The sequence below is a fragment of the Streptomyces lomondensis genome, from assembly GCF_014651035.1.
Lineage (GTDB): Bacteria > Actinomycetota > Actinomycetes > Streptomycetales > Streptomycetaceae > Streptomyces > Streptomyces lomondensis.
Map to the genome: position 1 here is coordinate 495190 of NZ_BMWC01000004.1, position 25234 is coordinate 520423.

Sequence of the window (25234 nt, forward strand, 5' to 3'; positions counted from 1 at the left end):
TGATCTCACTATGCGCAGGACGCCCGCGTTTCGAAAAGAGGGCCGTGCCTCACGAAAGTTTCGCGGCCGAGGCCCGCGCGGAGACCATCCAGCAGGCCGCGGTGAAGCGGACGTCGGAGCCCCGCACGAAGGGGTCGAAGGCGGGACGGACCGCCTCGACGATCCGTGCGCGGGTCCGCTCGTCCGCCTCGGGCAGGATCATGCCGAGAGGGCCGAGCCGGGTGAAGTAACGGACCAGCTCCCGCTCGGGCAGGGTGCAGACCACGTCGATCGGCCGGACGCCGATGTCGGCCCATCCGCTCTCCGCCAGGATGCGGCGGACCCGGTCCGGGTCGGCGAACGCGAACTGCCCGGGCTCGTCCGGCCTGCGGGCCGGCAGGTCCGGCAGGAACGGCGCGGCGGCGCGTTCGGCCGTCGTCATGAACGGGTTCTCCGCGGGGCCGCGCCACGCGACGAAGAACAGCCCGCCCTCGTCCCGCACAGCGCTCCTGAGGTTCCCGAACGCCCGGACCGGATCGCTGAAGAACATGACGCCGAAACGCGAGACGACGGCGTCGAAAGCGCCGGGTTCGAACGCGTGCTCCTGCGCGTCGGCGCGGACGAAGGACGCCGGTACCCCCTCCCGCTCGGCGAGCGACCGGGCCGTGTCGATCATCGGGCCGGAGATGTCGACCCCGACGCAGTGACCGGCCCGGCGCGCGACGGCCCGCGTGATGCCGCCCGTACCGCAGCCGACGTCGAGCACCCGGGCCGCGCCCTCGGCGGACACGGCCTCCACGAGCAGCTCCTCGAACGGCCGGAACATCTCGTCCAGCACGCCCTGGAGATCCACCCAGGCGTGCCCGGCGGGCCCGTTCCAGCGGGCGGCCTGCTCGTCGTCGGTCCTGCGCGAGGCGTCCATGGTCGTCTCTCCTTCTGCTTGCTTTCGTCAGGTCGGGATGACAGCGTTCTACTTCAAGTCGACTTGAGGTCAAGACAATGACAGACCTGGACATCGCCGAAGTGGCGAACCGCGCCGGGGTGCCCGCCTCGACGCTGCGGTTCTACGAGGAGAAGGGACTGATCGCCTCGACCGGCCGGCGGGGTCTGCGCCGCCAGTACGACCCCGGTGTCCTGGAGCGGCTGGCGCTGATCGCGCTGGGGCGGACGGCCGGGTTCTCCCTCGACGAGATCGCGCGGATGTTCGCGCCGGACGGACAACCGCGCATCGACCGGCGGATGCTGTCGGACAAGGCGGACGAACTGGACCGCAGGATCCGCGAACTGGGCGTCCTGCGCGACTCCCTGCGGCATGCCGCCGCCTGCCCCGCGCCGAGCCATCTGGAGTGCCCCACCTTCCGCCGCCTCCTGGACGACGTGACTGAGTCGAAGCGCGATAGCCGTCACCTTCGGAGCCCGCTGAACTGAGACTTCAGCGGAAGTCCCGCTCACCGTGGAGACGGAAGTCCTGGCGATCGTCGGCCCCGTGACGACATTTGTACAAGACCGAGGCCGGCAGCCCAGGCATCCTTCCGCGCATGGGTATCTACGACGGCGAGCACTTGCACGGGATGCACATGGTCCACGACGGCCCGCGGGAGGCGCCGCCGCTGGTGCTCATCCACGGATCGGGGGCCTCGGGCAGCTCCTGGGGCCCGGTAGTGCCGGCACTGGCCGGCCGGTATCACGTCATCCGGGTCGACCTCCCGGGCCACGGTCAGTCCCCGCCCGCGCCGTCGTACGACGTGCCTGAGCAGGCAGCCCGCCTGGCCGCGGCGCTCGATGAGCTCGGCCTTCGTCCGGTCACCGTGGCCGGGCACTCCAGCGGCGGATACATCGCCACCGCCCTCGCCGAACAGCGCCCGGACCTCGTGGGTTCGCTCGCACTGATCAGCAGTGGCCCGAGTCCCGACGCGCTCCTTCCGCAGCCCGTCCTCCTTCGGGTCCTGATCGCCCCGCCGCTCGGCCCGCTGCTGTGGAGAGTCCGTTCCGACGCGATGCTCCGCCGGGGGGTGACCGCGGTGTGCAACCGCCCGGTGGACGTCCCGGACGACCTGGTCGCCGAGGCACGGGCCATTGGCTACCGCACGTTCAGGACGGTGCTGCGCCAAAACGGCGCGTACATCGCCGAGAGGAGCGTACCCGCGCGCCTGACCGCACTCGACGTCCCGGTTCTGGTGATCTTCGGTGCTGCCGACCGCCGCTGGGATCCGTCTTCAGCGCACCACTACGACACGGTGCCGAACGCGCGAGTCGAGCAGCTGCCCGACGTCGGGCACCTCCCCATGCTCGAAGCGCCGGAGGCGACCGGCGAGTTGCTGCTGGGCTTCGCGGCGACGGGCCGCTGACCACCCTCGCCTAGGGCCTGTCGTTTGGATCAGGTCGCAGGGAAGTGACGGTACTTTTCAGCGCCGGTGAGCGGGGTCTGGTGCGTGCAGCTGCAAGGCGGAGGAGGGCGTCGACGCGGAGCGTCGGCAACCGACGACAACGCGGCAGATGTGCGTGCCAGACCCCGCGTCTGCGGCGTGATCCAAACGACAGGCCCTAGCCTGGGGCTGTGAGGTCCACCGAAACACCACCTGACTGGGCGTCGGTGGAGGTCGCCGTGCCCCGGCAGCCGGGCGGACTGCCGGGGGTCAGCATGGCTGGGTTCCGCCAACATGCCCCAGCGCGCGCCGATATCGCCATGGTCGCGCACCCCTCGGTCACTCTGTTCGTGGACCTGAGTGAGGGAGACAGCCTTGTCTACGACGCCCACGGCCGGCGCGAATGCGGCAGCACGGTCGTCGGACTGGTACCGCGCGACCTTCGGCTCGGAGGCCGGGCGGCCGGGCGGATCGAGTGCCTCCAGATCCGGTTGTCGCCGGTCCTGGCCGTTGCGGTCCTCGGCGCATCGACCGACCTCAGCGGGACGGTGGTCTCCCTGGAGGATGTCTGGGGCCGCGACGCCGGGCGAACCGAGGACAGGCTGCGGGCCGCCGCGTCGTGGGACGAGCGGTTCACGATCGCAGCGGATGCCCTTGGCCGACGGCTGAGCGCGCGCCCGTCGCTTGACCCAGAGGTGGCCGCTGCCTGGTGGCTGATGCTCACCAGCCGGGGGCGGGTACGCGTCGACAGCCTGGCGAACGAGGTCGGATGGAGCCGTAAGCGCCTGTGGTCCCGCTTCCGGTCCCAGATCGGCCTCACCCCCAAGCACGCCGCCCGGCTGGTGCGCTTCGACCACGCCGCCCATCTCCTCGCGGCGGGTAACGCCGCCGCCCAGGTGGCGGCCGCAAGCGGCTACGTCGACCAGGCCCACCTCCACCGCGAGGTCAAAGCGTTCACCGGGGTGACACCCACCGCCGTAGCCGCTGCGCCGTGGCTCGCCATCGATGACGTCGCGTGGCCGACCTCGTTCGCGGACCTGCCGCCGTCGACGCCTCCGATCCGTCAGGTTCCGGCGAAGTGAGCTGAGGTCCCACGAGAGGCGAGGCATCGTGTCTCAGCACGTGCCCGGAAGGCGCGTTCCCGGCCGTCAGCCGAACTCGGACACCTTTGGTCCAATCCTGGTCCGTGCTTTGCCCGATTCCCGCTGCCCGGTGCCTAGCCTCGGCTGCGAACTCCGGGAGGCCGCAGTGCTGAACACCGTGAAAGGGCAGGCGGCGGGTCTGACGAAAGACCAGCGCAATGCCTTCGTGGCCGCCTATCTCGGTTGGGCGATGGACGCGTTCGACTATTTCCTGGTCGTGCTCGTCTACAGCGAGATAGCCGACGAATTCCATGTCTCCCTGACCGACATGGCCTTCCTCACCACCGCGACCCTCGTCATGCGGCCGGTCGGCGCCCTGCTCTTCGGCATGTGGGCGGACCGCCGGGGCCGCCGCGTCCCGCTCATGGTGGACGTCGTCTTCTACTCGATCGTCGGTTTCGCCTGCGCCTTCGCCCCCAACTACACGGTTCTGCTGGTGCTGCGCCTGCTCTACGGCATCGGCATGGGCGGCGAATGGGGCCTGGGCGCGGCCCTGGCCATGGAGAAAATCCCCACCGAACGGCGCGGATTCTGGTCGGGCCTGCTCCAGAGCGGATATTCGCTGGGGTATCTGCTGGCCGCGGTGGCGTTCTTCGTCATCGAGCCCGCCTTCGGCTGGCGCGGCCTGTTCGCGTTCAGCCTGGTGCCCGCCCTCGTCGCGCTGTGGGTGCGCAGCCGGGTGGAGGAGAGCGAGGTGTGGGAGAAGAGCGTCCGGCTCAACCGCACACCCGCGCACCAGGTGTTCAGGAATCCGGCGGTGCTGCGGCGCTTCGTCTACCTCGTGGCGTTGATGACCGCCTTCAACTGGATGTCGCACGGCACCCAGGACATCTACCCGACCTTCGTGAAGAAGGGCCTGGACCTGTCGGCGAACACCTCCATCGCGATCGCCGTGGTCTACAACATCGGCGCCATCATCGGCGGTGTGCTGCTCGGCGCGTACTCCGAGCGGCTGGGCCGCCGCCGGACCATCATGATCGCGGCGGCCGCGGGCCTGGTCGTGGTGCCGTTCTTCGTGCTGTCCACCACGGTCGGCTGGCTGATGCTGTCGTCCTTCCTGATGCAGGTGTGCGTGCAGGGAGCCTGGGGCGTCATCCCCGCGCATCTCACCGAGATGAGCCCGGACTCCATCCGGGGCTTCTACCCGGGCGTCACCTACCAGCTCGGGAACCTGATCGCCGCGCTCAACCTGCCGCTCCAGGAGGCCCTCGCCGAGCGCCACGGCTATCCGTCGGCGATGGCGTGGACCATCGTCCCCACCCTGGCCGTCGTGATCCTGCTGAGCGCCCTCGGCAAGGAGGCCAAGGGCATCCGGTTCGGGAGCAGTGGGACACAGGCGCCGAGCGGTGCGGCCACCGTGCGGTCCTGACCGCGGGCGCCCTGCCGGTCGCCGCCTGATCACCGCAAGTCCGGCCCCGGCTACCCCACGCATTTTGGACGAGCCCTTCTCCTGTCCTGCACCAGCGCTGTACGGGCGCTAACCGGCCTCCCGCGAGAGTGGCCTCACCCGCTCCCACCAGGGAGAGCGGGGAGACCGAAAGGGGACGGCCACATGGGGACCGCCGGAACGCCGCAGCGCAGGGCCATACTCACCGGTGGGCTGGCTGCGACCGCAGCGCTGCTCACCGCCTGTTCGTCGAAGACGGACACCACGAGCACCGGGAAGGCCGCGGGCGCGGCCGGCACCCCCGCCCCCGCTTCTCCCGCAGCGGCCGCGCGCCCCGACTCGCCCTGGGCGGCGTTCGCCCGGCTGATGGACGGCAACAAGCGCTGGGTGGACGGCAAGCTCCAGCACCCCGACCGGGACCCGAAGCGGCGCGAGTTCGTCGCCGAGGCGCAGGACCCGTACGGCGTGATCCTGTCCTGCATCGACTCCCGCGTCCCGCCGGAGCTCGTCTTCGACACGGGCCTCGGCGACCTGTTCGTGATGCGCACCGGCGGGCAGGTCGTGGGCCCGGTGGTCGTCGGCTCCGTGGAGTACGGCCCGATGACGTCCGGCACCCCGCTGATCGTGGTCCTCGGACACCAGCGCTGCGGGGCGATCAAGGCGGCCTACGAGGCGCTGCGCGACGGCAAGACGCTGCCCGGGAACCTCCAGGCGATCTCCGACGCCCTGCGCCCTGCGTACCGGGAGACCGTCAAGAAGAAGCACGCCGACCCGGTCGACGCGATGGTCCGGATCCACATCGACCAGACCGCCGCCGACCTGCGGAGCAACAAGGACCTCGCCCCGCTCGTGAAGAAGGGCGACCTGGCCGTCGTCAGCGCCTACTACTCGCTCGACACCGGCCGGGTGGAAGTCCTCACCGGCGCGCCCTCCGCCTGACCGGGAGACGACGGGGACCGGGCGGTAAAAACGTTCCACGCCCGGTCACGTTATACTTGCGGCGCCCATGGAAGGCCACGTCGTGCCTGGTCGCACGGCCGCAACAGCGAGGGGGTGGACGCCGTTCCGGCACGCCCCGCCCGCATCCAGGACGTCGCCGCCGCCGCGGGCGTCTCGGTGTCCACGGTCTCGAACGTGCTCAACCGGCCCGAGCGCGTCAACGCCCGCACCGCCGAGCGCGTCCGCATCGCGGTCGCCGCCCTCGACTACGTCCCCCACCCGGGAGCCGCCGGCCTGCGCACCGGGCGCGCCTGCGCGATCGGGCTGGTGCTGCCCGACGTCACCAACTCCTTCTACGCGCGCATCGCCCGGGGCGCGGCGGACGCCGCCTACGGCCACGGCTACTCCCTCGTCCTCTGCCACAGCGGCGACGACCCGGAACGGGAACAGGGCTACTTCAGCATGCTCGTCGAGCAGCGGGCCGTCGGCGTCGTCGTCGTTCCGCTCAGCGCCGACCCGGGCCGGCTGGCCCGGCTGCGCGAGCGGGGCATCCCGCTCGTCCTGGCCGACCGCGCGATGCCCGACCGGGAGGGCTGCTCGGCCTCCGTCGACGACATCGCCGGCGGCCGGATCGCCGTACAGCACCTCCTCGACAGCGGGGCGCGCGACATCCTCGTCGTCAACGGCGAGCGCGGGATACGCCAGTGCGCCGACCGGTACCAGGGCGCCCGGCAGGCCGTCCGCAGCCGGCGCGAGGCCCGGCTCGACCAGGTCGTCGCCGAGGAGATGACCGTCGCGTACGGCACGGAGATCGCGCGCGGGCTGGAGGACCTGCCCGACGGGGTGTTCTGCACCAACGACTTCCTCGCGGCCGGCCTGTGCCGGGGCCTCACCGAGCGGGGCGTGCGCATCCCCGAGGACGTGCAGGTGGTCGGCTACGGCGACCTCGACATCGCGAGCTTCGGCGCGACCACCCTGACGACGGTCCGGCAGCCGGTCGAGGACCTCGGCCGGGCGGCCGTGGAGATGCTGCTCGACGAGATCGAGGCCCGCGCGGACCACCTCCACGAGACCCGCGTCTTCGCCCCCGGCCTCGTCCTGCGCGACTCCACCCGGCCTGCCGACCGTTAGGGCCCTTCTGATGGATCTCCGCGGCGTCGCGACGCCCGGCACGCACGCTCACCGCACGGCGCGAAGGGCCAGGTGGCTCCGCCACATGACCCTTCGCGCCGCACGCCGATCGCACGCACCGAACGCCGCTCCTTCTCCCACGGAGATCCATCAGAAGGGCCCTAGGCGGGAATCCGCAGCGTCACAGGCCCGAACAGCCCCGACGACAACTGGGAGTCGAAGGCCCAGGCGGTCGGTGTGGCCTGCGCGAGATACGGCGCCAGGGTGCCCCGGACCGTCACCTCCAGCCGGACGGTGCGCCCGGCGACCCCGGGCAACGGGAAACGGTACGGCGCGCAGAACGCCTCACCGGCGAACTCCCCGTCGACCGACACCTCCACACTGCCTCGCACCCGCCCGAGATCCAGCACCGGGTCGGGCCCGGGCGGCACCCGGAGTACCCGCTCGTACGTCACGCCCCCGCTCCAGCCGCTCAGCCCCAGTTCCCGCCAGTCGCCCAGCGGCAGCGGCGCCTGCACGGTCCGCACGCGCACCGGCCCGCGCCAGGCCGAGCCGCCGCGCAGGACCGCCGTGGGCTCGGTGACCACCTCGACGGACGCGGGCGACGGGAGCGGCTCACTGAGTTCCAACTGCTGCTCCTTCAGGGGCACTTCCGTACCGTCCCCGACCCGCACGCGCGCGTGCAGGGCCAACGGCAGGTCGAGCGCCACCGTGCCCGCCGGGACGGTGAACCGGAAGCGCTGCGGCGACGCGTGGACGTCGTCCGTGGAGCGCGCCGGCCACACCGCGCCGCCGAGCACCGGCCGGCCGGTGAGCCACGCGGTGCCCGGCAGCGGGTGCGGCCGTTCCACGGCGTGGCAGTGCCGCAACTCGCCCCGCCTGCGGTCGTCCTCGACGGTCCGCCCGCGCCGGCCGCCCGACTCGGCCTCCCAGCCGGCGCCGCTGACCAGGGCCGTCACCTCCGCCCCCGAACGCGCCACCAGGTCGACGAACACCGCGTCCCGGGCGTCGGCGCTGTCGGCCACGACCTCCAGCGTGTGCTCGCCCGCCCCGAGCACCGGCTCGTGGCGGAAGAACATCGGCACCGCGCCCCAGTCCGCCGCGTAGTACTCCACCTTCTCCTGACGCGCCACGACCTCGCCGTCGAGCAGCACGGTGACCGCCGAGGCCGCGCCCACGACGAGCACCGCCCGGGCCTCGCCGCCCGGGACGCGGAGCCGCGCGCGGTAGGTGACCCGGCCGTCCGGCCGTACTTCCCCGGGCGGGCGCATGAATCGTGGCCGCGGCCCGAGCCCGCCCGGCTCGGACAGGCAGAAGAAGCTGCCGAGCGGTGTGCCGGCGGCGGCCGAGATCGTCGAGGGGCGGTCCTGGGCGCCGGACAGTTCGTACTCGAGGACGTTCCGGTCGCGGGCCACCGTGACACGGGCGGAGGCCAGGTACCCGCCGCCGTCCGGGGACAGCGGCTCGCCGTTCCACCACACCCGCTTCACGGCCTCCGCGCCGATGTGCAGCTCGGCCGGTCCCCGGTGGCCGGTCTCCACGATCGCGCGGAGCCGGGCGGCCGTACCGCCGCCGGGCACCGGGACACGTACGAACTCCTCGTTCACCAGCCCCTTGGTGCCCAGCAGCCCGCCCTGGTCCGGGATGCCGCGGCTCGCCGAGTGCACCGCGACCTCCCAGCCCGCGTCGGGCGGCACGAGCGGCAGCTCACCGGCGAGGATCCGCTCCACGCGTGCCGGGTCCAGTGGCTCGGGAGCCTGATCGACCGGCACCGGGGGCAGGATCCGGACCCGGTTGCCGTACGTCGCCCGGATCCGCTCCCACACCCCGCCCTCGGTCCACTCCATGGTCCAGATCTGCGGTTCGTCCACCGGCGATCCCGGGGGCAGCGCCAGATCGCCCCAGGTGTTGTCCAGGGTGGGGACCAGACGGCCGTGCCAGCCGGCCGAGACGTCGATCACCTGGACCGCCGTCTCACGGGTGGGGGAGGGCTTCGACGCCGGCCGGCCCTCGCGCCAGACGACCAGGGCGGCGGGGGCGCCGTCCACCGGCACCTCGATGGCCGAGACGGTGCCGTCGCCGGTGACACGGGCGGTACGGCGGGACCCGGTCGCCGGGTTCCAGATCTCGGCCTCGGCGACCTCCGCCCGCACCGTGACGGACAAGGGACCGGGGGCAGCGGGGGCGGAGCCGGGCCGGAGCGGATGGGCGCCGATCTCCGGGAAGGCGGCCGTGACCAGCGCCACCGCCTCGTTCCCCTTCCGCCGGACGAGCAGCGGCACGTCCCCGGTCGCGTGCCCCGCCGCGTCGGCCACCGCCAGCGCACCGGCCTCCGGGTCGCGTACCCGCTCCAGCCGGGGATGGGCCAGCAGCGCCGCCACCACGGAGTCGTCACCGGCCCGGCCCGCGGCCGTCGCGGGCGGCCGCCCCACGACCACGACCCGCCCTCCCGCGTCGAGCAGTTCGGCCAGCCGGCGCGCGGTCTCCTCCTCCAGCACGCTCGCCGAGGGCAGCAGCACCGCCCGGTAGGCGAGGTCCCTGATCCGCAGGGCGCCGTCCGCGGCCTTGGCGCGCTGGACCGAGGCGTCGTCGACGACGTCGAAGGAGATGCCGTGCCGGTCCAGCGAACCGGCGTGCGGGGCCAGCCAGTTGTTCGTGCCGCACAGGTCCAGGTAGTGCCGCTGTGTCTCGTCGGCGTCGGCGTGGTCGTCGCCCAGCCGGCCGTCGCCGAAGTGCTGGACGGGCGCGTCCAGGGGGAGGAGGGCCTGCATGGTGGCGGTGGGATGCAGGGCCGCCACGTCGGCCGCGTAGCTGCCCCAGGACATGATCGAGCAGATCCGCGCCACCGCCCGGGAGAACGCCGGGTACTGCCTCCAGTACGGCTGGCGCCAGTCGGTGGACGGCGGCGCCCACTCGAACCAGCCGCCCGCGGTGCCGAAGTAACTGGCGTGCGGGTTGTAGAGATTGGCGCCGCTGCGCAGGAACGGCAGCAGCCAGTGGTAGGTGTCCTCCAGCGTGCCGCCCCAGCCGGAGGAGTGGAACGCCTCGATCCAGACGCGTTCGTGGCCGTAGAGGTGGGCCATGGAGGAGTGCACCTTGGCGTCGCCGTGGTGGTCGCTGCCGGCGGCGCTGTACCAGCGGTGGGTCCGGAAGTAGTCGGTGTAGATCTGCGTCGACTGGGCCGGGTAGCCCGCGCGGGCGGGGTGGCTCTGGTCGCTGCCCAGCAGCAGGCCGCGCTCGCGGTGCCAGTCGGCGAGCGGCCGGAACAGGGCCTCCTCGGTCAGTTCCGCCCGGACCGCGTAGTAGTCGCCGCGGATCTTCCCCTCGGGCGCGGTGGCGTCCGTGCCGAACAGGGCGGGCAGGTGGTCGAGCAGGTCGTAGCCGCGGCGGGCGCGGAACTCGTCGGCGAAGCGGTGGCTCCAGGCGTTCGTGCCCGGCAGTTCGTCCTGGAAGCTGCCCGCGATGACGGTGCCGAGGTACTCGGGCACGCGGCGGTCGTACTCGTGGTGGACGGCGTCCATCAACAGGCCGACGGCGTGCGGGTCCAAATAGTCGAACGCCGTGGGGACGGCGGTGACGAGCCGCACCTCGCAGCCGTCGGCGGCTGCGACGGCCCCGTTCGTGCCGAGGTCGAGGCGTCGGCCGAGCGGGGAGTACGCGGCCAGCGGCGTCTCGGCGTCCCTCAGCGCGACCATGCCCCGGGAGACCCTCACGTCGCGGCAGCGCAGCGCCAGCCCGGCCGCCTCGGGATGACGCCGCGTCACAGCACCCTGCACATTGGCGCCGGAGAACCCGATCTGGTCGTAGAACCACAGGCGTGTGCCCAGGTCCGCGGCGATCTCGCAGGCGTCGGTGAAGCGGGCCCACCACTCCTCGCCGAACCACGCCGGATCGTCGGTCCTGGCTCCGAACGTCGGGCCGGCCGGGGCCAGGTTGATCACGACGAGGTTGTGGACACCGCCCTGCGCGAACGCCCGCAGCTGCCAGGCGAGTCGCTCACGGGTGACCTTCGCACCCGACCACCACCACAGGGGAGTGGGCCCGAAGTCGCGGGGCGGGTCCTCGAACAGCTGCCGGAGCGCGGGGGAGAGCACGGGCGCGGTCCTTCCCCTAAAACGTTTTTAGGCCACCTTCACCGTAGGCGAGCTGGAACGGCCACGCCATATCCGCGCACGGCCCGGCCGAGGACGACGTCGTTCCACGCATGCGTGCGCGACACCTTGTTGCAACGTTTTTCTCGCCCTATATTCGCTGCGACCAGGCCCCCGGAACCGCGATGTCACCAGACGACGGAGTCGCATCATGGCCGGTACCCGACCCATCCCCAGACCGCTCTGGAAGGCCGCCGCCCTGTCGGGCATGGCCTCCTACCTCGACGCCGGGCTGATCGTCAGCATCTCCGTCAACCTGGCCATCTACCGCGACAGTTACGACATGGGCGTATGGATGGCGGGGGCGATCAGCGCGATCGTCACCGGCTGCATCGCCGTCGGGTCCCTCGTCGGCGGACGGCTCGCCGACCTCTTCGGCCGCCGCCGCGTCTACAACTGGGACATCTTCTGCTTCGCGCTCGGCGCGATCGTCATCACGCTCGCGCCGGACGACATCACGCTGCTGATCGGCGTGCTCATCGCGGGCCTCGCGGCCGGCGCCGACCTGCCGACCTCCCTGGCCGTGGTGTCGGACGCCGCGCCCGCCTGGGCCCGGGGCAGGCTCGTGGCCTTCACCCAGGTGATGTGGATGCTGGGCATCGCTGTCGCCATCTTCCTCGGCTTCGTGCTGTCCACCACCGGTATGACCGGCGCCCGGCTCATCACCGGGCAACTGGCCGTCGCCGCGCTCGTCACCTGGGCCCTGCGTTCCCGGCTGAAGCTGTCCGAGCAGGATCCAGCGGAGGCGGAGCCGGAGGGCGCGCCGCAGGGCAGCTCGCTGAAGAACGTGTGGACCCGCGCCGCCCTGCTGCCGATGACCGCGACGTTCGTCTTCTACGTCACCTGGGGCCTCGGCGCCAACACCTTCGGCCAGTTCGGCACCTATCTGCTCGTCACCGTCAGCGACGCCTCCCAGAGCCTCGCCACCGGCATCAACCTGGCGTTCATCCCGATCGGCGTGCTGCTGACCTTCGCCTTCGTCCGCGTCGCCGACACCCCGTGGCGCGACCGGCTGTTCCACGTGGCCGCGGTGGTGCAGATCCTCGCCTTCGTCATCGCGTCGCTGACCGCGGGCGCCCTCGTCGGCATGCTCGTCTTCTTCGTGCTCTACCAGCTGTCCAACCCCTTCGCGGGGGAGGCGAACTACAAGGTGTGGTCGCAGCTGACGCTGCCCGCGGACACCCGCGGCACCACCCAGGGCCTCACCTACGCCCTGTCGCGGGGCGTCTTCGCCGTCGCCGCGTTCTTCACCCCCGCCCTGGCCGATTACAGCCCGTCCGTCCTCCTCTGGACGATCACCGCCTGCATGACGGCCGCCGCCTTCGCGGGCGTGTTCATCATCCGCGTCCTGGTCCCGCGCTCCGCCGCCGCGCTGCCGGACAGAGCCGACCTGCGCATCCCCAGCACCTGAGCCGCCGCCCCACCCGACAAGGAGCACCGACCATGGCAACGACCGCGGACCGCACGGCCGTACGGGCCGCCGCCCTGCACGACCTGCTCCCGCCGGTCACCCGGCGCCGCACCCGGATCGGGCTGGTCGCCGGCGGACTCGGCACGTACTGGCCGCAGTTCCCCGGCCTCCTCCCGCAACTGCAGGAGTCGGCCGCTTATGTCGCCGAGCGCTTCCGGGGGATGGACGCGGAGGTGACCGACGCCGGGTTCGTCTCCGACGCCCGGGAAGGAGCGCGCGCCGCCGAGGAGTTGCGCCGCGCCGACTGCGACCTGATCGTGCTGTTCCTGACGACGTACCTCACCTCGTCGATGGTGCTGCCGATCGCCCAGCGCTCGCACACGCCCGTCCTCGTCATCGACCTCCAGCCGACCGAGCGGATGGACCACGCCTCCTTCGACACCGGGGCGTGGCTGGCCTACTGCGGGCAGTGCCCCGTCCCCGAGGTCGGCAACGTCTTCCGGCGCGCCGGCATCCCCTTCCGGTCGGTGTCGGGCTGGCTGCGGCAGGAGTCCGCCTGGCGGCGCATCGAGCAGTGGATCCGGGCCGCGCACATCCGCGCCGCGCTCCGGCACGCCCGGCACGGCCTCATGGGGCACGTCTACCCGGGCATGCTCGACGTGCAGACCGATCCGACGCTGCTGGCCACGACGTTCGGCTCGCACGTCGAGGTCCTGGAGTTCGACGACCTGCGGCACCGCGTGGAACGGGTCACCGAGGCGGAGACCCGCGAGCGGATGGCGCTCGCCCGGCAGGTGTTCACGCTCGACGACAGCGTGGTGGAGGAGGACTTCGCCTGGGGCGCGACCGTGTCGGTCGCCCTCGACCGGCTCGTCGAGGACTTCGCGCTCGACAGCCTCGCCTACTACCACCGCGGCCTCGACGGCGAACTCCACGAGCGGCTCGGCGCCGGCATGATCCTCGGCGCCTCCCTGCTCACCGCCCGGGGCGTACCGGCGGCGGGGGAGTACGAACTGCGCACGTCCGTCGCGCAGTTGGCCACCCAGAGCGTCGCCGCCGGCGGCTCCTTCACCGAGATCCAGGCCCTCGACTTCGAGGCCGGCGTCGTCGAGATGGGCCACGACGGGCCCGCCCACCTCGCGGTCAGCGCCCGCGACCCCCTGCTGCGCGGCCTCGGCGTCTACCACGGCAAACGCGGCTGGGGCGTGAGCGTCGAGTTCGACGTCCGGCACGGGCCCGTCACCCTGCTCGGCCTCGGCCAGGACGCCGACGGCGGCCTGTCGTTCGTCACCTCCGAGGGCACGGTCGTCCCCGGACCGCACCTGGAGATCGGCAACACCACCAGCCGGGTCGACTTCGGCCGCGACCCCGGCGAATGGGTCGACGCGTGGAGCGCCACGGGCGTCGGCCACCACTGGTCCCTCGCGGTCGGCCACCACGCGGCCGACTTCAGGGCGGCGGCGAGCCTGCTGGGCATCGACCACCGGCAGGTGTGAAGGGGCCGCCGCCTGCCGGGACATGGGTGTCGTCCCCACCCGGAGATGGGTGCGGGCACCGATGGTGAGACGGCCGGGCCGCGTGTGAGAGTGGCCACGGCCGGAGCGTCGGCACGTTGTCATGGGCGCGGCTCGGGGCATACGTCGACAGGAACCACGATGTCCGGTACATCCCCAGAAGGAGGAGCCCATCCACTCTCGCACGCAGAAACGATCCGCCCACGGTGTGCCGGGGAAGGCGGTGACCCGTGGGACACGCTGACAGCCTCCTCGCCCTGGGCGGCGCCTTCGTGGCCGCCGCGTTCCTCGCCCGCCTCGGTGGCAGGATCGGACTCCCGACGATCCCGCTGTTCATGCTCGCCGGCATCCTGCTCGGCCCGCACACGCCGGGCCTGGTCATCGTCCAGGACGCCCACGACTTCGAGATGCTCTCCGCACTCGGGCTGGTGCTGCTGCTGTTCTACCTGGGCCTGGAGTTCCACCTCGACGACCTCAGGAGCGGCGGCCGGCGCCTGCTGACCGCGGGCGGGATCTATCTGCTGCTCAACGTCGGTGCCGGGCTGGGCTTCGGGTTCGCCCTGGGCTGGGGCGTCCGGGAGGCGCTGGTGCTCGCCGGTGTCCTCGGCATCTCCTCGTCCGCCATCGTCACCAAGATCCTGATCGACCTCGGCCGCATCGGCCGCCCCGAGACCCGCCTCATCCTCGGTGTCATCGTCGTGGAGGACATCTTCCTCGCGCTGTACCTCGCCGCGCTCCAGCCCGTCATCAGCGGCGCCGAGGGCGTCGGGGACACGGTCCTCCAGGCCGCCAAGGCCTTCGGCTTCCTGCTGCTGCTGGCCGCCGCGGCCCGCTACGGCACCCGGCTGGTCGGGCGTCTCATCGCGACCCGCGACAACGAACTGCTCGTCATCAGCTTCCTCGGCGCGGCCGTCCTGGTGGCCGGGGTCGCCGAGGTCCTCGGAGTGGCCGACGCCATCGGCGCCTTCATGGTCGGCCTGATCCTCGCCGGCACGCCCTCCGGGCCCCGCATCCGGGACCTGGTGCATCCGCTGCGCGACGCCTTCGCGGCGATCTTCTTCTTCGCCTTCGGACTCTCCATCGACCCCGGCGACATCGTCTCGGTCGTCGGACCGGTGGCGGTGGCGGCCGCGCTGACCCTCGTCATGAACGTCGTCGCGGGACTCCTCGTCGCCCGCGTGTACCGCTACGGCACCGAGCCCGCCGCCGAGATCGCCACGACGCTGGTCGCCCGCGGGGAGTTCGCGCTGATCCTGGCCGCCATGGCCGCCACCGCGGGACTCGACGAGCGCCTGGCCCCGTTCATCGCCGGGTACGTCCTCGTCCTCGCGGTCCTCGGCCCCATCGCCGCCGGACGCGCCCACCTGCTCGCCCGCGCGCTCCGGGCCGGGCAGGGCGTCCTGCCCGGCCGCACGGCCCCGACGTCCGCCCGCGAGCCCCAGCCCGACAGCACAGCGACCGCTCCTCGGCCCGCCGAGCCGGCCGAGCGCTAGAGGCGGTCCGTGGCCCTCGGTGACGAGCTTGAGGATCTCCTGCTCGCGGTCGGTGATGGGCCGGGAGCACGGCGCGCGGCCCTCCGGGGGTGCGGCCGAGGCAGCCGCGGATGAGCGCGTCGACGGCACCGGTGCAAAGGGCTCTGCATGCGGGGACGGGGACGGGGCGGTCGGGCGCACCTCGGTGCCGTCGCGCGGGCCGGGAACCGGGCTGAGACCGGCACCGAAGGGAGCCGGTGCCCGCGTACGCATACCGCGGGCACCGGCTCCTTTCGGCGCGTCGCCGATGCCGCGGTCGTTGCGCGGAGCTCGGCTCCACGGAGGCGTGGACGCTCGGCTTCACGCCCGTCGCGGATGCTCGGCTTCACGCCCGTCGCGGACGCTCGCTCCACGACCGTCGAGGATGCTTCGCTCCACGCCCGCCCCGGACCTCCGCTCCATGCCCGTCGCGGTACACCGCGGAGCGACCTCGGCGTGCCGGGCCCGGACGTGCCGGGCCCGGACGTGCCGGGCCCGGACGTGGCGGCGGGCGGCGTCGCGACGGCACCGGGTCGCAAGGGCATCCGGGCACAGCCGCACCGGGTCACAACCGCACCGAGTCACAAGGGCACCGGGTCACACGGGCACCCGTACCACCTCCTCGACCCCATCACCACCCAGCGCAGGCACAGTGCGGCCCGGCCGCCATCCGTGGCGCCACCCATCCTCCCGTCGAACACCCGCCTCGCGGACCGGCGTTCGTGCGGTGCGCTCACCGGGAAGGATGAGGGTTGGGCCTGATGGCGGAATCCGCTGGAGGAGGGAGAAGCTGAAGCCCTGGTGAGACCGGCCGCGCCGCGCCTCGGCGGGCTGTCCCCCTCCGCACCCTCAGCTGGCCCGACACCCCACGACTCGCCCTGGCCTCGGCCGTGCCCTGCCTCGAAGCGCCGTCGGGTCCGGAAGGAGAAGCCGTGCCCCAGTCCGAAGACGAACACCTGGTCGACCTCGCGGCGCGACTCGAGCGGGAGGACCCCAGATTCGCCCGCGCGCTGAGGTCCGGCCGCCCCGCCCGGCCCCGGGAGTACCGGCGTACCGGAGCCTGGTGGGGGCTGGCGCTCGGCGTGGCCGTCCTGGGCTCCGGCATCGCCCTGTCCCAGGGGCTGCTCATCGCGGGCGGGCTGGTCCTCGTCGGCATGGCGGCCCAGCTGGTCGACCCGGACCCGACCCGCCCGGGGCACCGGGGGACCGGGCCACGGTGACGCCCGCTGCTCCGTGGTGCTAGGCGCCGGCCCACTTCCGCAGCAGCGCCTCGCGTTCCTCGCGCGGCGGCGTGCCCTCGGCCGCGTGGTCACGGCCCCACGCGAGGAGGTCGCCGATCTCGGCGCCCCCGCCGGCGAGCCGCTCCAGGAGGGCGACGGACAGCTCGTACTCGGACAGCGGATAGATCCCTCCGGCGACGGCCGTGTGCACGTCGACCAGGACGGTCTCCTCGGCGGTCACCACCTCCACCGAGAAGGCGGGCGGCTGCTCGCCGTAGCCCGTGACCACGACGAGCGCGGCGTCGAACGCCATGGACGCCAGCCTGCGCACACCGGACCGCACGGGCACGCCCTCGGTCCCGAGCCGGACCACCTCGTCCCACGTCCAGAACCTGCCCTGGTCGGCGCCCAGCGACTCGACGCCGTCCTCGGTCAACCGCACGCCGGACGCCGCTCCCGTCGGCTCGGCCCCCACGTACACCGAGTCCTCGCCGATCCAGAACAGGCCGACCATGGCCATGAGCGCCTCCCGCGACGGTCCCGGGGGAGGGCGATTCCCACCCCCGTGTCGCCGTAGGAGACGGCGAGGGCGGGCGTGAGGTTGCAGACTTTCCGGCCGGACGCCGGGGGGCGGAGATGCCGCCGTCAGGGTGGGCCTGTAACCCGAGTGAACGCCCTGGATGGTGAGACGGCCCGGCATCTATGACGGTGGTTCACGTCGAGGCCGGGTCTCGTGAGCTGGCGAGGCGTCAGCTGCCCGGTACGCGACGGAAGGACTCACCGATGCGCTCTGCCCGCATGCTGCTCGCGACGGCCACGGCCACGGCCGCCCTCGCGATCGCCGCACCCACCGCCTACGCCGAGACGATGGGTGACCGGGACCACGACACCACTTCCTACAGCAAGGAGCACGACAAGGACGGCAAGCACCACAAGCCGCGCGGCGGGGTACACACGGGCGGCGGAGCCCTGACCGCCGTCACCGCGGACGACGACTCGGACCGCTCCGAGTACGGCAAGGACGCGTTCGGCGACAAGCACGACAAGGGTGACGACCACGGCAAGCACGACGACCACGGGAAGGACTTCGGGCACGGCAAGCACGACAAGCACGACAAGCACGACAAGCCGCGCGGCGGAGTGCACACCGGTGGCGGAGCGCTGACCGCGGTGAACGCGGACGACGACTGGGACAACCCCAAGCACGACCCGGACTCCCTCAAGGACGGCGAGCGCGGCGACGACACCTGGAACGACAAGCACGACGAGGACGCCTACGGGGACAAGCACGACGAGAACGGCAAGCACGACGAGCACGGCAAGGGTGACGACCACGGCAAGCACGACGACCACGGGAAGGACTTCGGGCACGGCAAGCACGACGAGCACGACAAGCCGCGCGGCGGGATGCACACCGGTGGCGGTGGGCTGGCCGGCTCGCCCGGTGTCACCGCCGGCGGGCTCGCGATGCTGGCGGTGGCCGGTACCGGCCTGTACGCGCTGCGGCGCCAGAAGGCCTCGCAGGGCGCATGACCGGTGCCTGACCTCATAACCGCCGTGGCCGCCGCACGTGTCTCTCGCGTCGCGGCGGCCCGGCTCGTCCTCCCGCGGGTCGTGGCCCCTGCCCTGCCCGATCCGCCGCCGTGCCCCAGTGAGGTGGTCTCCGATGGCAGCCAGCCCTCCTTCCCCTGACGCACCAGGTCCCACCCCGTCCAGGCGGCGGCTGCGCACCGCCATGACGGCCTTCTGGGTCCTGGCCGCCCTGGTCCTGACCGTGAGCCTGGTCGCCGGCCGTGGTGGGTCGTCCGACGCCGGCGGCCCGCCGCACGCCCCGCCCGCCGTCTCGGCCGCGCCCGACGTCCCCGCGGCGCCGCCCGCCTCCGCGGCTCCGCAGCGGTCCACCGCGTCCGCGTCCGGCCCGCATCTGCCACGGTCCCGGCCGGTCCGCCTGCTCATCCCCAAGATCGCGGTCGACGCGCCCTTCACGGACCTCGCCATCGGCCGCTCGGGCCAGCTGGAACCGCCTCCCGCCGAGGACACCAACCTCGTCGGCTGGCACGCCGAGGGCCACTCACCCGGCGAGGCCGGAACCGCGATCATCGCCGGGCACGTGGACACCACGACCTCCCCGGCCGTGTTCGCCCGGCTCAGCGAGCTGAGGAAGGGGGACCGGTTCCACGTGAAGCGCGCCGACGGAAGCAGGGCGACCTTCGCGGTCGACTCCGCGGAGTACTTCGACAAGGACCGCTTCCCCAGCGAGCGCGTGTACGGCGACACCCCCGACGCCCAGGTCCGCCTCATCACGTGCGCGGGTGCCTACGACCGCCAGGCCCGTGACTACACCGAGAACCTCGTCGTCTTCGCCCACCTCGTCTGACTTCCGGGTCTACGGCCTGACTTGGTGTTTTACAGTGACTGCCACCAGTTCAGGCGACTGAGGGACCTGTGAGGTATTCGCGAACCATGACGACCGAAACGTTTGAGTTCCAGGTAGAGGCCCGTCAGCTGCTCCAGCTGATGATCCACTCGGTCTACTCGAACAAGGATGTCTTCCTGCGGGAGCTCGTCTCCAACGCCTCCGACGCGCTCGACAAGCTGCGTCTGGAGAAGCTGCGGGACGACTCGCTCGACGCCGACGTCTCGGACCTGCACATCGAGATCGACGTCGACAAGGAGGCCCGTACCCTCACGGTGCGGGACAACGGCATCGGGATGTCGTACGACGAGGTCGGACAGCTCATCGGCACGATCGCCAAGTCGGGCACGGCCACCCTCCTGAAGGAGCTGAAGGAGGCCAAGGACGCGGCCGGGGCCGAGGGGCTCATCGGACAGTTCGGCGTCGGCTTCTACTCCGGCTTCATGGTGGCGGACGAGGTCACGCTGGTGACCCGGCGCGCCGGCGAGAGCCAGGGCACCCGCTGGACGTCCCGCGGTGAGGCCACGTACAGCCTGGAGACGGTCGAGGACGCGCCGCAGGGCACCGCGGTGACCCTCCACCTCAAGCCCGCCGACCCCGAGAACCAGCTGCACGACTACACCTCGCCCTGGAAGATCAGGGAGATCGTCAAGCGGTACTCGGACTTCATCACCTGGCCGATCCGGATGGTCCCGGAGGCGGCCGACGGCGAGGACGCGCCCGAGCCCGAGACGCTGAACTCGATGAAGGCCCTGTGGGCGCGCTCGCGCGACGAGGTGTCCGACGACGAGTACCACGAGCTGTACAAGCACATCAGCCACGACTGGCGCGAGCCGCTGGAGACGATCCGGCTCCAGGCCGAGGGCACCTTCGAGTACCAGGCGCTGCTCTTCGTCCCCTCGCACGCCCCGCACGACCTGTTCACGCGGGACTTCCGGCGCGGTGTGCAGCTGTATGTGAAGCGCGTCTTCATCATGGACGACTGCGAGGCGCTGCTGCCGCCGTACCTGCGCTTCGTCAAGGGCGTCGTCGACGCGCAGGACCTCTCGCTCAACGTCTCCCGCGAGATCCTCCAGCAGGACCGGCACATCCGGATGATGCAGCGCCGGCTGACGAAGAAGGCGCTGTCCACGGTCAAGGAGTTCATGGCCAAGGACGCCGACCGCTACGCCACGTTCTGGCGGGAGTTCGGCACGGTCCTCAAGGAGGGCCTGGTCACCGACTCGGAGAACCGGGACGCCATCCTCGCCGTCGCCTCGTTCGCGACCACGCACGCCGACGACGAGCCGACCACGCTGGCGCGGTACGTGGAGCGGATGAAGGACGGCCAGGAGGACATCTACTACATCACCGGCGAGTCCCGGCAGAGCATCGAGAACTCCCCGCACATGGAGGCGTTCCGGGACAAGGGCATCGAGGTCCTGCTGCTCACCGACGCCGTCGACGAGGTGTGGGTCGACGCGGTCGGCGAGTACGAGGGCAAGAAGCTGCGCTCCGTCGCCAAGGGCGAGATCGACCTGGACGCCAAGGGGGAGGAGCAGGCCGACGGGGAGCGGGAGAAGCAGGCCGAGGAGTACGCCGGTCTGCTCGGCTGGATGCGGGAGCGGCTGGACGAGGACATCAAGGAGGTGCGCCTGTCGACGCGGCTCACCGTCTCCCCGGCCTGTGTCGTCTCGGACGCGCACGACCTGACTCCGGCCCTGGAGAACATGTACCGGGCCATGGGCCAGGAGGTGCCGCGCACCAAGCGGATCCTGGAGCTCAACCCGGGCCACCCGCTGGTGAAGGGCCTGAACCAGGCCTACCGGGAGCGCGAGGACCGCACGGAACTCGCGGAGTCCGCCGAACTGCTCCACACGCTGGCGGTGCTCGCCGAGGGCGGCCAGCCCAAGGACCCCGCGACGTTCGTCAGGCTGGTGGCGGACCGCCTGGAGCGCACGGTGTAGCCGGGGAGCGGATCAGCGGTGGTCCGGGCCGTCCGCCGCACGGGCGCCGGGCGGGGCCGTGCCGGTGCCCGGCGGGACGATCTCGCCCTGGACCACCCGCGGCGCGGGCGCCGTGCCCGCCTCCTCGTCCTTCGCGGCGCGTGCCTCGGCCTTGAGGATGCGGGCCGCCTTGCCGGCCGAGCGGGTCAGCTCCGGGAGCTTCTTCACCCCGATCACGGCTATGACGACGATGAGGAGGATCGCGAGCTCGCTCAGTCCGAACATGGTGTCCTGTCCTTTCCGGCCCGGGCCGGGCACGGCGCGAGCGTATCGGGCGGGGAGCAGGGCGTGCTCGCCGCCTCGGGGTGCGGGGCCAGATGCCGGCGCAGGTGGGGCAGCATGCCGTGGTCGAGCAGCGCCTGCCGCCAGGCCCGCCGGGCGTGCTCCACCTGCTCGGCCGACGGGGGGACGGCGCGGCGGGGCAGAGCGGTCCACAGCAGCGCCGCGAGGGCGACGAGGCCGGTCACGGCCGCCACGAGCGCCAGCGTCCAGCCGGCCGCGACGAGCGAACCGGGCAGCGGGCCCGGCGCGCCGGCGACCTGGAACAGGCCGCCGAGCAGGAGCAGCGCCCCGGCGGAGAGGGCCGCCACGAGCGGCGTGAGCACCGCGAGGGCCGGCAGCAGGCTGCCCGTGCCGTACGGAGGCCGCGCCTCGCGCCGGGCTGCTCTCCGCACGGCGAGGTAGGCCCCGTACGGCTCGCCGGCCGCCGCCGTGATGGCGTCGGCGTGGGCGAGCGCGTGGGCGCGCAGGTGCGCGGCGGCCCGGCCGGTCGGGTCGGGGCGCAGGGCGCCGCGGATGTCGGCGTCGCCCATCGCCAGGTGCAGTACCGCTTCGAAGTCCGCGCGGTCCTCCGGGCGGAGGCGGGACGGTTCGGCCACATGGTCTCCCGGTCGGTTCCTGATGTGTTCGGCCCTCCGAAATCTACAACACTGTAGAAGATGGCGGGATGGCGGTGCCGCGGATCTATACGATGTCCGCACGGCAACGCGGAGCGGCGGAAGGGAGGCAGGGCGGTGGCGGATCCCCGGCAGCGCCCCCGGCGGGGACAGGGCGAGTTGGAGGCGCTGGTGCTGTCGGCACTGCGGGAGGCGGACGGTCCGGCCACGGCCGGCTGGGTGCAGGAACGTCTTGGCGGTGACCTTGCCTACACGACGGTGATCACGATCCTGACCCGGCTGCTGGGCAAGGGCGCGGTCACCCGGGAGCGCGTCGGCCGGTCCTTCGCCTGGACGCCCGCCTCGGACCAGGCGGGCCTGGCCGCGCGGAAGATGCGCAAGGTGCTGGACTCCGAGAGCGACCGCGAGGCCGTGCTGGCCAGCTTCGTCACCGGCCTCGACCCGGACGACGAGCGGCTGCTGCGCGACCTGCTGGATCAGGCCCACGGCGAGGGGGAAGACTGAAGCCTCATGGGGGTGTTCGTCTTTCTGCCGCTGGTCCTGCCGCTCACGGCCTGGCCGGTCGCCCGCCTGGCCGAGCAGCATCTGCATCCGCGCACCGCGACCCGGCTGCTGACCGTGCTGGCCGCGGTGCTGGCGCTCTGCAGCACGGTGTGCCTGGGGCTGGTGATGGTGGTCGGCACCGCCCAACTGCCCGGCAACCCGCTGCCCGACGGCTGGTCGGACCCCGAGGTGCGGGCGGCGGTGCCGTACGACGAGGTCGTCGGCAAGGCCGCCATTCCCGCGCTGTGCGCGGTCGTCGTGGCTTGTGCCCGGGCGCTGTGGCGGCACGCCCGGGTGCGCCGCCGCGCCCATCGCGCGCTGGCCGGCCTGCCGGGCACCGAGGTGGCCGTCCTGCCCGACGCCGTCCCGTACGCGTACGCGCTGCCCGGCGGTGGCCGGGGCGGGCGTAGGGGCCGGGTCGTGGTGACCACGGCCCTGCTGGACCGGCTCGGGCCGGCCGAGCGGCGGGCGCTGTTCGCCCACGAGCGGGCGCACCTCGCGGCCCGGCACGACCGCTTCCTGCTCGCCGTGCAGCTCGCCGCCCGGGCCAACCCGTTCCTGCGGCCGCTGCGCACCGCCGTGGCGTACACGGCCGAGCGGTGGGCCGACGAGGAGGCGGCCCGGGCGGTCGGCAGCCGCCGCACGGTGGCGCGCGCCATCGGCACGGCCGCGCTCGTCTCCCGGGGCACCCCGGTGCCCACGCTCGCGGGACTCGCCGCGCCGGGACCGGTGCCCCGCCGGGTGGCGGCGCTCCTCGGCCCGGCACCCGCCGTGCGCACCTGGCCCCCGGCGTTCACCTCGGTCGGCCTGGCGGCATGGGGCGCGGCCGCGGGGACGGCCGTGTCGGCGATGTCCTCCGCGAACTCGGCCGTCACGATGGTCCTCATCCTGCGCGCGGCCACGCCCCTGTAGGAGCCACGCCCCGGCGGGCGTCAGCCCTCCTCTTCCTCGTCGCCCTCGAAGAAGTCCCCGACCTCGTCGACGACTTCACCGGCGACCATGCCGCCGACCACACCGGCCGCGAGTCCGGCCGCGCCCGCGGCCACGGCGGTGCCCATGCCGGGGCCCGACCGGTGGCCGTCGTGGTGGTGACCGCCGTGCCCGTGGCCGCCCGGGCCGAACGCGGCGGGGGAGCCGTGGCCCAAGGGGGAGCCGTAACCGACGGGGGAGCCGTACGACGCCCGGTGCTCGACCAGCTGCCGCATCCAGCCGTCGACGATCGCGGGCCAGTCCTGGTGCTCGACCCCCTCGTGGGAGACCGTGAACCGGGTGAGCGCCTCGTGGCCGGGCGACAGGAAGCCGCCGCGCTTGTCCGCCTCCAGTACCACCTCCATGCCGCCCGGGTTCGCCAGGAACGTCAGCTCGATCTCGCTGACCTGCTGCGCGTACCGGGGCGACGGGACGAGCTCGATCTCCTGGTAGAAGGGCAGCCGCTGGCCCGTGCCGCCGATCCGCCCGTACTCCAGGTCCGCCGACCGGAAGCCGAAGCCGAGCCCGCCGAGGGCTTCGAGCACGGCCTCCTGGACCGGCAGCGGTGCGACGGTCAGCTGGTCCAGGTCGCCCTTGTCCTTCGCGCCCGCCACCGACAGCTCGGTGCGCACGCCGAGCACGACGCCCAGGCTCTGGCCGTGCAGCTCGGTCACCGGCGTCTCCCACGGCAGCGTCACGCTGAACGGCACGCTGCGCTGCTCGCCCTCGGCGAGCCGGAAGCCGCCGCCGACGGTGAAGCGGTCGAAGGCCACGACGCCCTCGCTCTCGCCGCCCTGGTGCTCGGCCTCGACCCGGGCCACCAGCTCCAGGGTGATGCGCTCGACGTCGAAGTCGGCCTTGCCGCCGACCAGGTGGACCTGGCCGGTGAGCGTGCCGCCGGGGCGGACGGGGGCCGGGTCGAGAACCGTGTCGACCGTGGGGCCGCCCACACCGAGCGCGCCGAGCAGTCGTTTGAACACCATGGTGGCGTCCACTCCTTCACGTGCGTGTACTGACTTCTACAAGCATGTAGAAGCATACGGGAGTGCGAGTGGTGGGTTGTCGGGCGGGGTCGCGCAGGGCTGGATCGGCCGGAACACGGCAGTGCCGCAGCCCGCCTCCACGGCGGACTGCGGCACTGGCGCGCGCAGATATCGGGTCAGCAGTTGCGTACGGGATCGGTCTCGCTGTAGATCGCTGTGTCCTTCATGTAACCGAGCTTCCCGTTGTCGGCCACGGTCAGCAGCCAGCGGGTCGGGTGCGGGCCGCCGACCCAGGCCTGGCCGTCCAGCTTGCAGTAGAACCAGCTGGGGTTGGAGTACATGTGTCCGACCACCTTGGTGGGGTCGGGGTAGATGTGGTTGTTGCCGATGTATCCGTACACCGGCGCGCCGGACACATTGCGGCACCAGGAGCGGATGCCGTCCCCGTCCGCCCAGCAGTTGTCGGCGGCGGAGGCGCTGGGCGCCATCGCGACGCCCAGGCCGGTCGCCAGAACCGTCGCCGCCAGGACCGAGCCGAGCTTCGTACGCATGGAACTCCCCGTTGTCGTGGCCCGGATCGGGCCGTGGTCATGGCCGCCCTGTCGTGCGGCGGCCATGACGACAGACGGTGCGTGGCGGCGTCGCGGTTGCGGAGGGGGACGTTCGATTCTCCGCAACCGCCGCCCGTCAC

At 72.6% G+C, this 25234-nt stretch carries 22 protein-coding genes; 15 read left to right on the plus strand and 7 right to left on the minus strand.

The features are described from left to right. Positions 1 to 49: 49 nt before the first annotated feature. On the minus strand, positions 50 to 901 hold the full coding sequence (locus tag IE255_RS17410; RefSeq protein WP_190051179.1) for a class I SAM-dependent methyltransferase: 852 nt from the start codon (positions 899 to 901) through the stop codon (positions 50 to 52). A gap of 77 nt (positions 902 to 978) precedes the next feature. Between IE255_RS17410 and IE255_RS17415 the strand changes: the two genes are divergently transcribed. The 6 genes from IE255_RS17415 to IE255_RS17440 all read left to right on the plus strand — a co-directional run bounded on the left by IE255_RS17415 (position 979) and on the right by IE255_RS17440 (position 6944). Further along, positions 979 to 1407 carry a helix-turn-helix domain-containing protein gene (locus IE255_RS17415; RefSeq protein ID WP_190051180.1) on the plus strand — a complete coding sequence of 143 codons (429 nt, stop codon included), beginning with the start codon at positions 979 to 981 and terminating at the stop codon, positions 1405 to 1407. Positions 1408 to 1517: 110 nt separating this feature from the next. Continuing rightward, positions 1518 to 2327, plus strand: coding sequence for an alpha/beta fold hydrolase (locus IE255_RS17420; RefSeq protein ID WP_190051376.1), 810 nt, complete (start codon positions 1518 to 1520; stop codon positions 2325 to 2327). Positions 2328 to 2536: 209 nt separating this feature from the next. Then, a complete protein-coding gene (locus IE255_RS17425; RefSeq protein ID WP_372487604.1) occupies positions 2537 to 3427 on the plus strand; it encodes a helix-turn-helix domain-containing protein in 891 nt (296 codons plus the stop codon). Between the two features lie 166 nt (positions 3428 to 3593). Beyond that, positions 3594 to 4856 (plus strand): MFS transporter, encoded by a 1263-nt coding sequence (locus IE255_RS17430; RefSeq protein ID WP_190051181.1) that lies wholly within the window; start codon positions 3594 to 3596, stop codon positions 4854 to 4856. A gap of 183 nt (positions 4857 to 5039) precedes the next feature. Next, positions 5040 to 5813 carry a carbonic anhydrase gene (locus IE255_RS17435; RefSeq protein ID WP_190051182.1) on the plus strand — a complete coding sequence of 258 codons (774 nt, stop codon included), beginning with the start codon at positions 5040 to 5042 and terminating at the stop codon, positions 5811 to 5813. Positions 5814 to 5927: 114 nt separating this feature from the next. After that, positions 5928 to 6944, plus strand: a complete 1017-nt coding sequence (locus IE255_RS17440) for a LacI family DNA-binding transcriptional regulator (RefSeq protein WP_190051183.1) — start codon at positions 5928 to 5930, stop codon at positions 6942 to 6944. 161 nt (positions 6945 to 7105) lie between these two features. Here the strand turns inward: IE255_RS17440 and IE255_RS17445 are convergent, their stop codons facing one another. Beyond that, entirely contained in the window at positions 7106 to 11038 is a 3933-nt protein-coding gene (locus tag IE255_RS17445) for a glycosyl hydrolase (RefSeq protein ID WP_190051184.1), read from the minus strand. Between the two features lie 208 nt (positions 11039 to 11246). On the opposite strand from IE255_RS17445, the gene IE255_RS17450 reads away from it, so the two are divergent. The 4 genes from IE255_RS17450 to IE255_RS17465 all read left to right on the plus strand — a co-directional run bounded on the left by IE255_RS17450 (position 11247) and on the right by IE255_RS17465 (position 16751). Then, on the plus strand, positions 11247 to 12506 hold the full coding sequence (locus IE255_RS17450; protein ID WP_190051185.1) for an MFS transporter: 1260 nt from the start codon (positions 11247 to 11249) through the stop codon (positions 12504 to 12506). Positions 12507 to 12538: 32 nt separating this feature from the next. Further along, on the plus strand, positions 12539 to 14002 hold the full coding sequence (locus IE255_RS17455; RefSeq protein WP_190051186.1) for an L-fucose/L-arabinose isomerase family protein: 1464 nt from the start codon (positions 12539 to 12541) through the stop codon (positions 14000 to 14002). Positions 14003 to 14250: 248 nt separating this feature from the next. Beyond that, complete coding sequence (locus IE255_RS17460) at positions 14251 to 15513, plus strand: cation:proton antiporter (RefSeq protein ID WP_190051187.1); 1263 nt, start codon at positions 14251 to 14253, stop codon at positions 15511 to 15513. A 950-nt stretch (positions 15514 to 16463) separates the two neighbouring features. Next, positions 16464 to 16751: a DUF3040 domain-containing protein gene (locus IE255_RS17465; protein WP_190051188.1), complete on the plus strand. Its 288-nt coding sequence runs from the start codon at positions 16464 to 16466 to the stop codon at positions 16749 to 16751. Between the two features lie 19 nt (positions 16752 to 16770). On the opposite strand, the gene IE255_RS17470 is transcribed toward IE255_RS17465, so the two are convergent. After that, positions 16771 to 17271, minus strand: coding sequence for a hypothetical protein (locus IE255_RS17470; protein ID WP_190051189.1), 501 nt, complete (start codon positions 17269 to 17271; stop codon positions 16771 to 16773). Positions 17272 to 17534: 263 nt separating this feature from the next. Between IE255_RS17470 and IE255_RS17475 the strand changes: the two genes are divergently transcribed. From IE255_RS17475 to htpG, 3 genes are all read left to right on the plus strand, one after another. Beyond that, complete coding sequence (locus IE255_RS17475) at positions 17535 to 18284, plus strand: hypothetical protein (RefSeq protein WP_190051190.1); 750 nt, start codon at positions 17535 to 17537, stop codon at positions 18282 to 18284. Positions 18285 to 18417: 133 nt separating this feature from the next. After that, positions 18418 to 19128, plus strand: coding sequence for a class F sortase (locus IE255_RS17480; RefSeq protein WP_190051191.1), 711 nt, complete (start codon positions 18418 to 18420; stop codon positions 19126 to 19128). An 86-nt stretch (positions 19129 to 19214) separates the two neighbouring features. After that, positions 19215 to 21113, plus strand: a complete 1899-nt coding sequence (gene htpG / locus IE255_RS17485; RefSeq protein ID WP_190051192.1) for a molecular chaperone HtpG — start codon at positions 19215 to 19217, stop codon at positions 21111 to 21113. Between the two features lie 12 nt (positions 21114 to 21125). Here htpG and IE255_RS17490 read toward each other — a convergent pair whose 3' ends face one another. Together IE255_RS17490 and IE255_RS17495 are read right to left on the minus strand one after the other, a co-directional pair. Continuing rightward, positions 21126 to 21377: a twin-arginine translocase TatA/TatE family subunit gene (locus IE255_RS17490; RefSeq protein ID WP_190051193.1), complete on the minus strand. Its 252-nt coding sequence runs from the start codon at positions 21375 to 21377 to the stop codon at positions 21126 to 21128. Beyond that, complete coding sequence (locus tag IE255_RS17495) at positions 21365 to 22030, minus strand: hypothetical protein (RefSeq protein ID WP_190051194.1); 666 nt, start codon at positions 22028 to 22030, stop codon at positions 21365 to 21367. The genes IE255_RS17490 and IE255_RS17495 overlap by 13 nt, the downstream gene beginning before the upstream one ends. A gap of 135 nt (positions 22031 to 22165) precedes the next feature. On the opposite strand from IE255_RS17495, the gene IE255_RS17500 reads away from it, so the two are divergent. Together IE255_RS17500 and IE255_RS17505 are read left to right on the plus strand one after the other, a co-directional pair. Beyond that, a complete protein-coding gene (locus tag IE255_RS17500) occupies positions 22166 to 22552 on the plus strand; it encodes a BlaI/MecI/CopY family transcriptional regulator (RefSeq protein WP_190051195.1) in 387 nt (128 codons plus the stop codon). A 6-nt stretch (positions 22553 to 22558) separates the two neighbouring features. Continuing rightward, on the plus strand, positions 22559 to 23503 hold the full coding sequence (locus IE255_RS17505; RefSeq protein ID WP_190051196.1) for a M56 family metallopeptidase: 945 nt from the start codon (positions 22559 to 22561) through the stop codon (positions 23501 to 23503). A gap of 20 nt (positions 23504 to 23523) precedes the next feature. Here IE255_RS17505 and IE255_RS17510 read toward each other — a convergent pair whose 3' ends face one another. Both IE255_RS17510 and IE255_RS17515 read right to left on the minus strand, forming a co-directional pair. Further along, the gene (locus IE255_RS17510) at positions 23524 to 24543 is read right to left on the minus strand and encodes a sporulation protein (RefSeq protein ID WP_190051197.1); all 1020 of its coding nucleotides are present in this window, start codon (positions 24541 to 24543) and stop codon (positions 23524 to 23526) included. 176 nt (positions 24544 to 24719) lie between these two features. Continuing rightward, positions 24720 to 25094 (minus strand): hypothetical protein, encoded by a 375-nt coding sequence (locus IE255_RS17515; RefSeq protein WP_190051198.1) that lies wholly within the window; start codon positions 25092 to 25094, stop codon positions 24720 to 24722. Positions 25095 to 25234 lie beyond the last annotated feature (140 nt).